The 12,550-nt window shown below is 58.9% G+C and carries 13 protein-coding genes; 5 read left to right on the top strand and 8 right to left on the bottom strand.

Annotated features, from left to right (window positions below; genetic code table 11):
• Nucleotides 1-130: 130 nt before the first annotated feature.
• Complete coding sequence (locus AXG89_RS19055) at nucleotides 131-1,045, top strand: LysR family transcriptional regulator (protein WP_062171634.1); 915 nt, start codon at nucleotides 131-133, stop codon at nucleotides 1,043-1,045.
• Here AXG89_RS19055 and AXG89_RS19050 read toward each other — a convergent pair.
• Nucleotides 1,042-1,512, bottom strand: coding sequence for an AraC family transcriptional regulator (locus AXG89_RS19050; protein WP_062171633.1), 471 nt, complete (start codon nucleotides 1,510-1,512; stop codon nucleotides 1,042-1,044). The genes AXG89_RS19055 and AXG89_RS19050 overlap by 4 nt on opposite strands.
• Before the next feature lie 52 nt (nucleotides 1,513-1,564).
• Nucleotides 1,565-1,849, bottom strand: coding sequence for a hypothetical protein (locus AXG89_RS19045; RefSeq protein ID WP_062003410.1), 285 nt, complete (start codon nucleotides 1,847-1,849; stop codon nucleotides 1,565-1,567).
• 264 nt (nucleotides 1,850-2,113) lie between these two features.
• Here AXG89_RS19045 and kynB point away from each other — a divergent pair, with 264 nt between their 5' ends.
• Together kynB and AXG89_RS19035 are read left to right on the top strand one after the other, a co-directional pair.
• Nucleotides 2,114-2,764, top strand: a complete 651-nt coding sequence (kynB, locus tag AXG89_RS19040) for an arylformamidase (RefSeq protein WP_062171632.1) — start codon at nucleotides 2,114-2,116, stop codon at nucleotides 2,762-2,764.
• 80 nt (nucleotides 2,765-2,844) lie between these two features.
• A complete protein-coding gene (locus AXG89_RS19035) occupies nucleotides 2,845-3,153 on the top strand; it encodes a putative quinol monooxygenase (protein WP_062003408.1) in 309 nt (102 codons plus the stop codon).
• Between the two features lie 107 nt (nucleotides 3,154-3,260).
• Here the strand turns inward: AXG89_RS19035 and AXG89_RS19030 are convergent, their stop codons facing one another.
• Complete coding sequence (locus AXG89_RS19030; RefSeq protein ID WP_062171631.1) at nucleotides 3,261-3,914, bottom strand: glutathione S-transferase family protein; 654 nt, start codon at nucleotides 3,912-3,914, stop codon at nucleotides 3,261-3,263.
• 158 nt (nucleotides 3,915-4,072) lie between these two features.
• On the opposite strand from AXG89_RS19030, the gene AXG89_RS19025 reads away from it, so the two are divergent.
• On the top strand, nucleotides 4,073-4,639 hold the full coding sequence (locus tag AXG89_RS19025) for a TetR/AcrR family transcriptional regulator (RefSeq protein WP_086386549.1): 567 nt from the start codon (nucleotides 4,073-4,075) through the stop codon (nucleotides 4,637-4,639).
• A 61-nt stretch (nucleotides 4,640-4,700) separates the two neighbouring features.
• On the opposite strand, the gene AXG89_RS19020 is transcribed toward AXG89_RS19025, so the two are convergent.
• The 5 genes from AXG89_RS19020 to AXG89_RS19000 all read right to left on the bottom strand — a co-directional run bounded on the left by AXG89_RS19020 (nucleotide 4,701) and on the right by AXG89_RS19000 (nucleotide 11,676).
• Nucleotides 4,701-6,689, bottom strand: a complete 1,989-nt coding sequence (locus AXG89_RS19020; protein ID WP_062171629.1) for a gamma-glutamyltransferase family protein — start codon at nucleotides 6,687-6,689, stop codon at nucleotides 4,701-4,703.
• Nucleotides 6,690-7,014: 325 nt separating this feature from the next.
• A complete protein-coding gene (locus AXG89_RS19015) occupies nucleotides 7,015-7,743 on the bottom strand; it encodes a DeoR/GlpR family DNA-binding transcription regulator (protein WP_062171627.1) in 729 nt (242 codons plus the stop codon).
• Between the two features lie 119 nt (nucleotides 7,744-7,862).
• Complete coding sequence (locus AXG89_RS19010) at nucleotides 7,863-8,999, bottom strand: substrate-binding domain-containing protein (RefSeq protein WP_062003403.1); 1,137 nt, start codon at nucleotides 8,997-8,999, stop codon at nucleotides 7,863-7,865.
• A 104-nt stretch (nucleotides 9,000-9,103) separates the two neighbouring features.
• A complete protein-coding gene (locus AXG89_RS19005; RefSeq protein WP_062003402.1) occupies nucleotides 9,104-10,102 on the bottom strand; it encodes an ABC transporter permease in 999 nt (332 codons plus the stop codon).
• The gene (locus tag AXG89_RS19000; protein WP_062172591.1) at nucleotides 10,099-11,676 is read right to left on the bottom strand and encodes a sugar ABC transporter ATP-binding protein; all 1,578 of its coding nucleotides are present in this window, start codon (nucleotides 11,674-11,676) and stop codon (nucleotides 10,099-10,101) included. Before AXG89_RS19000 ends, AXG89_RS19005 begins: the two co-directional genes overlap by 4 nt.
• Nucleotides 11,677-11,997: 321 nt before the next feature.
• On the opposite strand from AXG89_RS19000, the gene AXG89_RS18995 reads away from it, so the two are divergent.
• Nucleotides 11,998-12,540 carry a glycine zipper family protein gene (locus AXG89_RS18995; protein WP_062003401.1) on the top strand — a complete coding sequence of 181 codons (543 nt, stop codon included), beginning with the start codon at nucleotides 11,998-12,000 and terminating at the stop codon, nucleotides 12,538-12,540.
• The last annotated feature ends 10 nt before the right edge of the window (nucleotides 12,541-12,550 follow it).

Here is a 12,550-nt window from a genome sequence, read left to right as displayed (position 1 = left end):
GGCGGATTAAACGTCTAACGCATCCTAAAGCGCAAAAGCGCGTGCTAAACGCTGCTAGACTTAAATCGTTCTTAACCTGAAGTTAAGAATCCTTTTCTTCTCGCGGTTTGCCAAGTGATGCGGAATAACGATGACCTCTCCAATCCAGGCAGAAGACTTAAGCTTTTTTTCGATACTCGCGGGCAGCGGCAGCCTGACGGCGGCAGCCCGCGAGTTAGGATTGAGTACGGCGGCGGTAAGCAAACATCTCGCGCAAATGGAAACCCGAGCTGGCGTTGCGTTGGTGAGCCGCACCACGCGGCGCATGAGCCTGACGCCCGAAGGCGAGATTTACGTGTCGCGGGCGCGCCGCATCCTGACCGAAATGGATGAGCTTGCGCAATTGCTCGGTGGCGCTTCCGCTGCGCCAACCGGGCTACTGCGTGTGAATGCAACGCTGGGTTTTGGCAGAAGTCATATCGCGCCGGCAATCTCGCGATTCGTACGTGCCTATCCAGAGGTCGATGTCCAGTTGCAGTTATCGGTTGATCCGCCGGCGCTTAGCGAAAATGCCTTCGATGTATGCGTGCGCTTTGGCGAGCCGCCCGACGCGCGTGTCATCGCCCGACAGGTTGCGCCCAATCGCCGGTTGTTGTGCGCGGCGCCTGCTTATTTTGCGGACCGTCCGATTCCGCAAACGCCTGACGATCTGGTCCAGCACAATTGCATCGGCATACGCCAGGGCGACGATGGCTACGGTATCTGGCGCCTGATCAGCGGACACGGTGCCGCCGAGAAGACCGAGAGTGTCCGCGTGCGTGGCAACCTGACAACCAACGATGGCGAGATCGCGGTGAAATGGGCGCTGGAAGGGCACGGCATTTTGCTGCGTGCGGAGTGGGATATAGCGGACTATCTGCACGATGGCAGGCTCGTGCATGTGCTGCCGGAATATCGCACGCCCGGCGCGGACATCTATGCGGTTATTCCGCAGCACTTGCAGACCACGGCGCGTGTAAAAGCGTTTATCGATTTCCTTATACTTGCCTTGCGCAAGGATGCCTAAAGCAGCGGCACGCAAATCTCCGTGAGCCAATCAGCGGGCGCCGTATCTTTCGGACTGTTCAGATACACTTCGAACGAAGGGGCATCGGCGGCTTCGCGTCCTGACCCTGTAAGCCAGGGTCCGTACAGCCACTCATATGCCGCATGCATCTCGCTATATGGTCCCTTGTGAAGCAGCACCGCGTATTGGCCGCCGCGTATCTGCGTCAAACCTACGGGCGGAGAAACTTCGACTTCGCGCGGCAGCACTGCACATGCCTTGGATCTTAGTTCGGATTCCGGAACGACTTTCGGATTATCGTAATAGATTCGCGCCATGCGGATCTCCGGCGACAGCAGGTCATGGCCTGCAAGCCAGCCGACGAGCGAATCAAACGCCTGGCTGATCTGGATATAAGGTCCGGTGTGATCGACGGAAACTACGGTCATTGCTGGAATGTCGCGAACAACGACATCGTATGTTGTCATTTGATTGTCTCGTGCCGAGCGTATGCACGGCTATCTCATCGTTCTTATGAATTCATTCATCCATCTCGTTCACGAGCCCGATCAGTCTCCTTGGATCGGTCAGGCAATCTTCGATTGTGCCTTCATCCTCGAACAACATGCGCAAGACGCATGCTTCATCTTCGGTCAAACCGGAGTGCTCGAGTTCGCCATCACGGCCGATGGTGTCGCAATCTTCGAGCGTCAGCTCGGCGATCACTGCTGACGACAATGCCACGGGCCACTTCTCGCTGAACGCAACGGTGATCACTTTGCGTGTTTCATCGTAGGCCCTGATCTCGACGCTGATGTAAGACATGATGTCGAACTCTCCAGTGAAGCGGCCACGAGTGAATCAAGTGTAGCAACACAAAGCGGCTGTAGTAAACCACATGTACTTATGCACCAGAGCAAGGCATTCAATCGCACTAAGATGAAGCGCGTATTAGAAAAGCATCATTTTGTATGTTTGTTGGCGCAAACCGATTTTTATTCGACGTGACTTCCTTATCAACCTTCGCTTTGACACCAATCACCAGCGGCTTTCTCGTAACATTGGCATGAATACAAACGGATAAAACTCATGCCTCAACGACTTTTCGACATCAGCGCTTCCATCGATTCGAACACGCCTGTCTGGCCTGGCGATACACCTGTCACGCTCGAACGAGTCTGGAAGATGGAGGCAGGTTCACCCGTGAATGTCGGACGCATGACGCTCTCGCCTCACACCGCCACACACGCCGATGCGCCGTTGCACTATGACCAGGACGGCGCCGCCATTGGCGCAGTCGGTCTGGATGTGTATCTGGGAGAGTGTCTGGTCCTTGCGATCAAGCCACGGGGTTCGCATGTCAGTGTCGAAGAGATCGAATCGGCATTGCGTAGCGCGCAGTTGCAACTCGCTCCACGTGTACTGATCCGGACCTATGCAAAGGCGCCGACGGCTGAATGGGACAGCGAGTTCGCCGCCATCTCGGCCGATGCGATCGACTGGCTCGCTGAGCGTGGCGTGAGGCTGATAGGAGTCGATACCCCGTCGCTCGATCCGCAAGAGTCGAAGACAATGGACGCGCATCACCGCGTGCGCGCGCACAAGATGGCGATCCTCGAAGGTCTGATCCTCGATGATGTTCCCAATGGCACCTATGAGTTGATCGCGCTGCCGTTGAAGCTGAACACGCTCGACGCAAGCCCGGTCAGGGCGATCTTGCGGAGCTTACCGAAGGACTAGCCGCCGGGCATAGGTGAATGCATGCGCGAGATCCGGATTATCATTCAGCGCTTGCCCTAATTTAATTCGGAGAAGATTGGATGATCCACGTCATTGCCACCATCACCGCGAACCCCGGTCAACGCGCCGACATTCTTGCGTTGTTCAGCAAGAACCAGCCGGCTGTCCTGGCAGAAGAAGGATGTATCAGTTATGAGGCCGTGATCGATGTACCTGGTGCCGGGGCAATCCAGACCCCTCTGGGGGACGATACTTTCTTGGTCATCGAACGCTGGGAAAGTATTGACGCGCTCAAGGCTCACGCCGCGTCTGCCCATATGGCGGAGTACGGTCGCAACACGGGGTCGTTTGTTGCCAAGCGAGCGATCAACGTGCTGCAGGTCGCTTAGTCGTGGATATCCGGTTCGCACCGCAGCAATTTCAAAAACAAAATCTCCGATAGATCCAGTGCGAATCGATCGGAGAGATAAACCGCCGAACAGTTCAAGCCGGAAATTTACGCTTGCCCGCTGCGATCCTTGACGCTGGGCCGCTCCGAGATTTTCGCCTGCCACGCCGAGAGTGCGGTGCAATCATCCGGAATGGCCACGCTTGCAAAACCGGCGTGTAAAAGTGCCGCGTAGGCGGTGATATCGGCCATTGAAAATTCATCGCCCGCTATGTAGGGCTGTGTTTTCAGCACGCTGTCGAAGTAGCGCATGCCGCGCACGAACTTGTCGAGATGGCGCTCGCCCCATTCTTTGCGGTGCGCCCACTCGGGGCTTTTATAAGCCAGCAAGCGATCGCCGAGCCCCGGCGTTGCATGATGAAAGTAAATGCCGATGGCATCGATCAACTGATCATCCGCACGCTTTTGCATCATGTGAATCACTGCTTTCTGCTTGGGTGTCTTTCCGGTAAGCGTAGGGTTGCCGTCCAGATTGTCCAGATACTCGGTGATCGCAACGCCTTCCGAGATGAATGTGCCGTCGTCCAGTTCGAGTACGGGAACTGTACCCGTCGGATTGATGGCGAGGAAGGCGTCCTGCTTGTGCTCGGCGGCAAACAGATCCACTTTGACGAACTCAATCTGCGGGTCCAGTCCTTTTTCGGCCAAGACGATGCGAATGCGTGCCGGATTAGGGAAGCCGGGGGTGTCGTAAATTTTCATGATCGTTTCCTTATCTATCGATAGGTTAAGTGTGGAGCGAAGATTAGGTCGTCGCGACCGCGCTGTCAACAACAATCTATCGATAGATAAGGGGTCAGCTCGAGTTATCTATCGGTAGAGATATAATTAAGCTTGATTACAAGTAGAGAATGTTCCTCATGGCCAACACTGACACGCGGGAAAAAATAATGAGCGTGGGCCGTCTCATGGTACAGAGCAATGGCTACAACGCGTTGAGTTTTCGGGAAATCGGCAAGGAAGTCGGTGTGTCCAGCGCGAGCATCCATCATCACTTTCCGACGAAAGGCGATCTTGGCGCAGCGCTTGCGCAGCGTTATACGGAAGACGGCGTCGCCGCGTTCGAGCAAATACTCGCGTCGTCCGGGACGGTGCGCGCGTGCATCGACGCTTATGCGGGGATATTCCGGGCAGCGTTAGTGAACGAGAACCGGATGTGCCTTGTCGGACTGATGTCTGCGGAGCATGACGACTTGCCCGACGAGGTGCGCGCGGAAGTGAATCGCTTCATCAGTGTCAATGTCGCATGGCTTGCCGAAGTACTGTCCCGCAGGAAAACCAAGGCGAGCAAAGAGGCGATTCAGCATCAGGCGCTTGCGATATACGCAGCGATCGAGGGCGCTCAGCTTGTCGCTAGAGGCCGGGGAAACATCGCGTTATTTGATCAGGCGGTAGCGGCCTACCGCGCCGCCGGATTGATTCCGTGAGGTGTTCCGCCTGATCTATAAACGCGTGCATTCGAGATAAAAAGAATGCACGCGCAAGCGGTCACGGGGTGAACGTATCTCCGAGCACAACACCTTCACGGCGCGGATCGGTGCCGCCTTGCAGGACGCTCGACTGATTCACGCCCGTACGCAGAATCGTATTGACGCCGCTTGCCTGGGCTGCCGTGGACACGATATGACCCAATGCGGTCAAACCGGTGAGCAACGGATCGTTCGCGCCGCCGTTCGACGTGTTGATGTTCGGATGCTCGCCGCCTACCGTCGTAGTCGGACTATTGCTCGCGCCGAAGTCGACCAGATTCGCCGATTGCTGCGCGTCCAGTCCCCAGTCGAGCACGCCGACAACCGTCTTGACCACATATTGCGGAATCGTGCCGCCGCCGGGCGAACCCGTCGCCATCACGAAGTCGCCCTTCGATCCATCGGCGGCGATCTTGAAGACGAGCGTCGGGGCCATCGAGCTGCGCGGCCGCTTGCCAGGCTGCACACGATTTGCGACGAGAGCGCCGGTGGTATCGGTCGGGCTCGCGGAGAAATCGGTGAGCTGGTTGTTTAGCAGGAAGCCGTTGGTCATGTGAAACGAGCCCATGCTTGACTCCACCGTGGTGGTCGCCGTCACCATGTTGCCGCTACCGTCCACGATGGTGAACTGATTCGTGCCGTGTTCGATCAGCGTTTTATCCACGCCAAGCGGAACCGCGCCGAAGTTGCCTGCCGCAGCGGTGCCCATGCTCTTGTTCACGTTGATCAACGCAGCGCGGCTCTGCAGATACGGCTTGTTGAGCAACGTGTTCCACGTGCCGCCCGGTGGCGGGATGAAATCGGTATCGGCCACGTACTTGTCGCGGTCTGCATACGCGAGCCGCTCGGCTTCGGTGATCAGGTGGACGCCCAGAACTGTGGGCTTGCCGCCTTCAAGATCGATGGCCGTCGGCTTTTGCTGCTGGAGATTGAAGTTCTCGAGAATCCCCAACGCGGACGCAACCGCAATGCCACCCGACGACGGCGGCGGCATGCCGCAGATCCAGTAGCTGCGGTACGTCGTGCAAATCGGCTCGCGCACCTTTGCCTGATAACCAGCGAGATCGGCGAGCGTGGTCTTGCCCGGCGTGATCTTCGATCCATCGGCGCCGGTAGTCACCGCGATCTTCGTCACGATGTCCTGTGCGATCTGGCCAGAGTACAGCGCATTTGCGCCGTTGTTCGCCATCGCTTGAAGCGTCGCGGCATACGCGGGATTCTTCAGCACCGTGCCCAAAGCCTTGGGCGATCCGTCCGCGTTGAAAAAGTAGGCCGCGGCTTCGGGGTCGCGCTTGAGGCTGCTTGCATTCGATGCAATCGCGCCGGCCAGCCGTCCGCCGATAGGAAACCCGTTGGACGCAAGCGAGATCGCGTCGCCGAACAAGTCTTTCCACGCGAGCTTGCCGTGATCGCGCTGCAGCGCCTCGATAAGACGAGGCACTCCGATCGTACCGATCGAGCGGCCGCTTGCCCGTGCGCTCGGTTGCGGCGCGGAATGGTCGCTGTTGTCATCGACATAACGAAGGTAGTTTTCCGTGGCAGCGTCAGGTGCTGTCTCGCGGCCGTCGTACGCTTGTACCGCTTTCTTCGACGCGTCGTAATAGAGCAGCACGCCTCCCGAACCCAGTCCCGTTGCTTCGGGCACAGTCAGACCCAGTACCGCTTGAACGGCGACGGCGGCGTCGGCCGCAGTGCCCCCTTTCGTGAGCACGCCGCAACCCGCGGCGCTCGCATACGCGTTCGATGTCGTGACCATATAGGTCTTGGAATAAACCGGCTTTAGACCTGTTCGATAACCCGAAGCCGCTTCCGGGAGCGAGGGATCACCCGGCAGATTCGAGCCGATGACAACGCTCGATCCGTTGCTGTCCACGGCGAGACACGCCGTGTTCTGAGTGGGTGTTGTGGAGACCGGTTGTTTGTCGTCCGAGTCACCGCCGCAGGAGATCAGCAGAAGTGTGGCGGCGGACAGGGCTGTTGCGAGAGTCAGGGAGGGGTGGCGTTTCATCGTGCTCCGGCGAGTCCTTTTATTGTCGAGTTCTTATGAAGAGAACTGCGGCCTGGGCGGTTCGTCAACGCACGCGCGAGCGGTCTCGCGACACTTGAACGGTGGCGTGGCGCCGCTGGCTGCAGTCGGCATTCGCTCACCGGGACGGTCTCGACAACTGAAGTGCCGGCCCGCAATAAGCCGACAAAATGTTATATGAAACCTTACTTATTTTCTCTAAAAAAATATTATTTTAATGATCGTGCAAAGATTATCGAAAGTAGAAACGCGCACGGCCATCAGGCATGTCCGCGAAATAGCGCGACATCATGCTGAATCGCTCTGCTCAGGCAGTCAGAGGTCTGCGGGTCTGGCCGCGTTCGGTGATCAACGAATCGAACTCGCCAAGTTGTGAAAAGCGCACGGCCTTGACCTTGCCCATCTTGCTGGTATCGATCACGAGGTGCTTTTCCACGGCGCTCGCCATTGCAGCCTGTTTGATTCCAACTTCATGGAAGTTCCAGCACGTCACGCCGCGCGTTTCATCCACCCCGCCCGCCGACATGAACGCCTTGTTGATCCCCATGCGCTTGAGTGTGTCGATGCTTTCCTCGCTCGCGAACGAATCCGACGACGGAGCATAGACGCCGCCTAGCAGAATCATTCGCACGTTGGACTTGCGGCGCAGGATTTCAGCGATATTGAGCGAATAACAGACCACCGTAAGATGCAGGTCCTCCGGAATCATGCGTGCGAGCGTCGTCAGCGTCGTGCCGCAGTCTATGAAAACTGTTTCGTTGTCCGATACGATTCGCACCGCCGTTGCGGAAGCTTCGGCCTTCGCCTGGGCGAAATGATCCTTTTCCTCGTCGATGGTGTAGCTTGTGTGGTTGGGTACGTCGGAGGTCCGAACAATATAACCGCCGAGATAGGTGAACAAGCCGGGGCTTGCGGCAATGTCACGACGTACCGTCATCTCCGATACATCGAGCAGCGTTGCGGCTTCACGCAAGCGCAATACGCTTTGCTCGCGCAGCGTCTCGGCAAGCGTGCGCAGTCGTTCGTTCTTGGTCATGCGTGGATCAAGCGTGAAAGAAGACGCGCCATTCGCTGGCGGGTTGGACCACCGCGCCCGACAGCACATTGCACATTGGATGCGCTGCCGGGACCCTTCTCAACACAAGCAGCAAGTGATCAGCCGCAGGCGGGCGCGGCCTTCTTGCATGCGTCCGCAAGCGGGGCCGGCGGGTCTTTCTTGAAGACCGTCTTGTAGGCTTCGAGCACATTCGACTGAACGACCGGCAACGACTGCACGCCGATCCATGCAGGCGGCGTCTGGCCGAGAATGGCCTTCATCATCGCCATGGCTTCGGCCACGCCCTGATCGTAGGGACGCTGCGAGCCGGTTGCCTTCAGCGGTCCGCCCTTCGCAATTTCGATTGCCGATTCGAGACCCAGGTCGACGGTCGTCATCGGAATCGTCACACCTTGCGCGCGCATGGACGTGAGCGTGTCGAGCGCCGGCTGGTCCCATACCGCGAAGAGTCCTTTCACGTCCGGATTGCCGGTCAGGAAGTCGCCTGCGATTTGTCCGACCTTCGACGGATCCGTGAACGCGACCTGCTTGATCTTGATGTCCGGACGGTTCTTTTTCATCCAGTCATTGACGGCTTTCGTGCGCTCTGTCGTGCTGAAGTAATCGACGCCAAAATTCACCAGCCCGATCGTACCGCCCTTTGCCACGCACGACGCCAGCACCTTGGCCGCGATCTGACCGTTGCCTTCGCTGTCGGCGGAAACCATGGCGGCATATTGTTCGGGATGCTTGAGACCGGTTGGCACGTTGTCCATGAACACGAGCTTGATGCCTGCCTGCGAGACTTTTTTATAGGTGGCGGCGGTCGCGGTGCCATCGACGGGGATGGAGATGATGCCGTCCGGATGACGCTGAATGGTGTTCTCTATATCCGCAATCTGCTTGTCGACCTGATATTCCGCCGAAGCCACGCCGATCACTTCCACGTTGTATTTCTTGAGCGTGTCCGTGATGCCGGCCACCTGTAATTGCGCCCAGTCGAGGTTCATGGTCTGCATGGAAATGCCGACCTTGTATTTGCCTGCCTTGATCTTGTCTGTTTCGGCGGCGGTGAGCTTGACCGTATCGACCGATGCAGCCTTTTCGCCGTTCGGTCCCTGGCCCACGATGGTTGACGGTCCGATCGATGCCACTGGCAAGCCGGTCACGCATTGCGCGCTCGCGTATGTGGTGCAGAGCGCGGCCACGACGCCGGTCAGCGCAATGGCGAAAGTTGATGAACGACGATGATCCATGATTTGTCTCCGTTGATTTTGTGTACTGAGTTTTAACCACACCACCACGGAACCATGCGAAACGTTGTCATGGTTCCTGCATCATGAGTCATCGACGTGCCTCGTTATTTTTTCGTGAAAGCCACCGCCGCCACAATGATCGCGCCCTTGATGACGAGCTGAAGCGACGAACTGACGCCGAGCAGCACCAGACCGTTGTTCAGCGTGCCGATGATCAGGCTCCCCAGCAAGGTTCCAAGCACAAAGCCGCGCCCGCCGAAAAGGCTGCAGCCGCCGAGCGTCACGGAGGCGATGACATCGAGTTCGAGTCCTTGCACCACGTCGGGCCGCGCGGCATGCGAGCGCGCGGCGAGCACGAGCGCCGCAAGACCCGCGAGCGCGCCGGTCAGGATGAAGGTGATCGTTGTCACGCGCCGGATGTTGATGCCGGAGTAGAGCGCGGCGGTCGGATTGCCGCCTGCGGCATAAACCCGTCGGCCGAAGACGCTGTAATGCAGCAGCAAGACGCCGCCGATCACCGCAAGCAGCGTCCACAGAATGGGTACCGGCACGCCGAAGATATCGCCTTCGCCGAAGATCGATACGAACGAGTCGTTGGTGATGATGACCGGCTTCGTGGTGGTGACGAGCAGGGCGAGTCCACGTGCGGCGCTGAGCGTGCCGAGCGTCACGAGAAACGATGGAATGTTCAGCCGCGTCACGACCACGCCGTTGATCGCGCCCACGATCGCGCCGGTCCCGATCCCGGCAATCGCGCCGATGATCCAGTTGTCGCCGAGGTGCGCCATTGCGAGCGCGGCGGACATGCCGGACAGCGCGAGCGTCGAGCCGACTGACAGATCGATCTGCCGCGCGATGATCACGAAAGTCATGCCGATCGCGATGATCGATACAAGCGCGGTCTGCCGCCCGATATTGAGAAAGTTGTCGATGGACAAAAACCACGGCGACGCGAGGCTGAACACGACCAGCAGGATTGCGAAGGCGACATACAGCATGTAGGGCCGTTCGCCCTGCAGCAAAAGCCGCGCGATTCGCAACGCGCGGCTGGGCGGTTGCGCGGTCAGCGGGTCGGACGCGAGCGGCGTGACGGAGTCGTTCATGTTGCGGGCTCTTCCTGGAAACGAGGGAGTTGGATCAGGTGATGCAATGCCTCGGCGTTGCTGACGTTTTTGCGATCGACCGTGTTGACGATGGCGCCGTCCACGACGATCGAAATGCGGTCGCACAGGCGCAGCAGTTCGTCGAGATCCGACGACACGACGAGCACGCCCGTCCCCGCGCGCGCAGCGTCGTGGACGACGGCGTAGAGCTCTTCGCGCGCGCCGACATCCACGCCGACGGTGGGTTCATCGAGTAAAAGCAGCGTGGGGCGCGGGTTGTTCCATTTCGCAAAAACGACTTTCTGCTGGTTGCCGCCGGAGAGGAATTTCACTTGCGTGTTGGGGCCGGGCGCTTTTACCGCGAGCAGTTTCATCGCGCTTTTCGCCTGTCGCGCCGCGGCGTGGCTTTGCAGCCAGCCCGCACGCGAAAAAAGCGAGAGCCACGGCAACGTCAGGTTCCGTTCTATCGAATGGTCCAGCACGAGACCTTCGACGTGGCGGTCTTCCGGCACGAGCGCAACGCCAAGCTTGATGGCGGCGGCAGGCGTCAAACGTCCGGCTTGCTGTCCGTTGATCGCAAGCGTGCCCTGGGTGACTTCACGAAGCCCGAACAGCGTCTGCAGGATTTCCGTACGGCCGCTGCCAATCAAGCCGGCGAGTCCGTGGATTTCGCCCTGGCGCACCATAAGACTGACGTCGTGCAGACGGTCGTTGCTGACGTTGGTCATGGTGAGGACGGGTTTCGCCTCGAGACCGGAAGCGAGCACGCGCGGCGTGCCCGCTGCAACTTCCCGTGCATGCATTGCGGCATGTCCCGGTCCGACGATCGCCGCGACCAGCTCTTTCATGTTCGTCTGAGCGGTCGTGTAAGAACCCGCGTTGGCGCCGTCGCGGAACACGGTGACGCGCTGCGAAATACGGAACACTTCATTGAGCCGATGCGTCACATAAATCACGCCGACGCCGCGATCCGTCACCGTGTGGATCGCCTTGAAGAGGATCTCTTCTTCGCCGCCGGTGAGGGCGGACGTGGGTTCATCGAGGATGAGCACGCGCACGTCGCCCATCAGCGCCTTGCAGATTTCCGTCATTTGCCGATACGCGAACGGCAGTGATCCGACCATCGCGCGCGGATCGAGCGGAATGCCATGCGCCTTCAGAAATTCGCCGACGTGCGCCATGAGTTCGCGTTTCTTGACGAAGCCGAAGCGCGTGCGCGGCTCGCGGCCGAGCATCAAATTTGCGCCGACGGACATCGATTCGACGAGGCTCAGGTCCTGGTAGACCACGGCGACGCCGGCATCGCGCGATTTCGCGGGGGAATCGAACGCGACGCGTGCGCCGTCGATCTCGATCACGCCCTGATCGCACGCATGTACGCCGCTCAGGATCTTGATGAGCGTCGATTTTCCCGCGCCGTTTTCGCCCAGCAGCGCGTGGACTTCCCCAGGAAGCACCTCGAGATTCACGCCGCGAAGCGCCTGCACGCCACCAAATCGCTTGGTGACGCCGGCCACGCGTATCAACGGCGCGGCCATATCCGGCGATAAAGCGGCCACGGATGGCTCACTCATGTCGCATGTCTCCTTCGTCAGGACAATGCCTGCGATTTTTTTGTGCGTTGCGAGAAAAAGCACGCGTTGTTGTCAACTTCCCATCGTGCGGATGATGGGTCGATAACATTTGATGGCTACATACTCGGCCCGCAGGAGCGAAGATGTAATAAGTGCATCTTCTAATGTGAAGATCCTGACTTTCCTGTTAGTTTGAATTGCTCGGATTTTGGCTTGCGGTCGGCCGGTGTCGCCGGCGAAATGATTAGTAACCATTGAGTAACCAAATCGGGCCGGATTTGCTCTATTTTCGTGACTTCAGTTTCCTTGGATCGTCACGAAATGAACTCAGGCAAGTTACTCAGCGCAGCCGTGCTCGGCGGCGTGGTTTTGGTCAGCGGTTGCGCGGTCGTGCCGCCGAGCGGGCCGAGTGTTGTTGCGTTGCCGCGTTCGGGCGAACCGCTCGCGACTTTTCGCGCGGACGACTACGAATGCCGTAATTACGCGTATCAGTCAGGTAATCCGCAAGGTGCGGCGCAAGCGGCGACCACGAACAGCGTCAACAGCAGCGTGCTGGGCACGCTCGGTGGGGCGGCTGCGGGTGCGTTGATTGGTGCGGCGGCGGGCAATGCGGGAGCGGGCGCGGCGATTGGCGCCGGCAGCGGATTGTTGCTTGGAAGCGCGGCGGGTGCGAACAGCGCCCAGTATTCGGCGGCAGGCCTCCAAGGTCAATACGACGCGGCTTACGCGCAGTGCATGACATCGAAGGGCAACACGATTCAGCAGCCGCAAGTCTATGCGCCGCAGCCGGTCTACTACGCACCGCCGCCGCAGTATTACGCGCCGCCACCGCCGGTTTATTACGCGCCGTATCCGTACTATTGATTGATATTTG

The sequence above is a fragment of the Burkholderia sp. PAMC 26561 genome (genome assembly GCF_001557535.2).
Lineage (GTDB): Bacteria > Pseudomonadota > Gammaproteobacteria > Burkholderiales > Burkholderiaceae > Caballeronia.
Note: the sequence above shows the minus strand (reverse complement) of the source record. Positions and strands in the feature narration are given on the sequence as shown.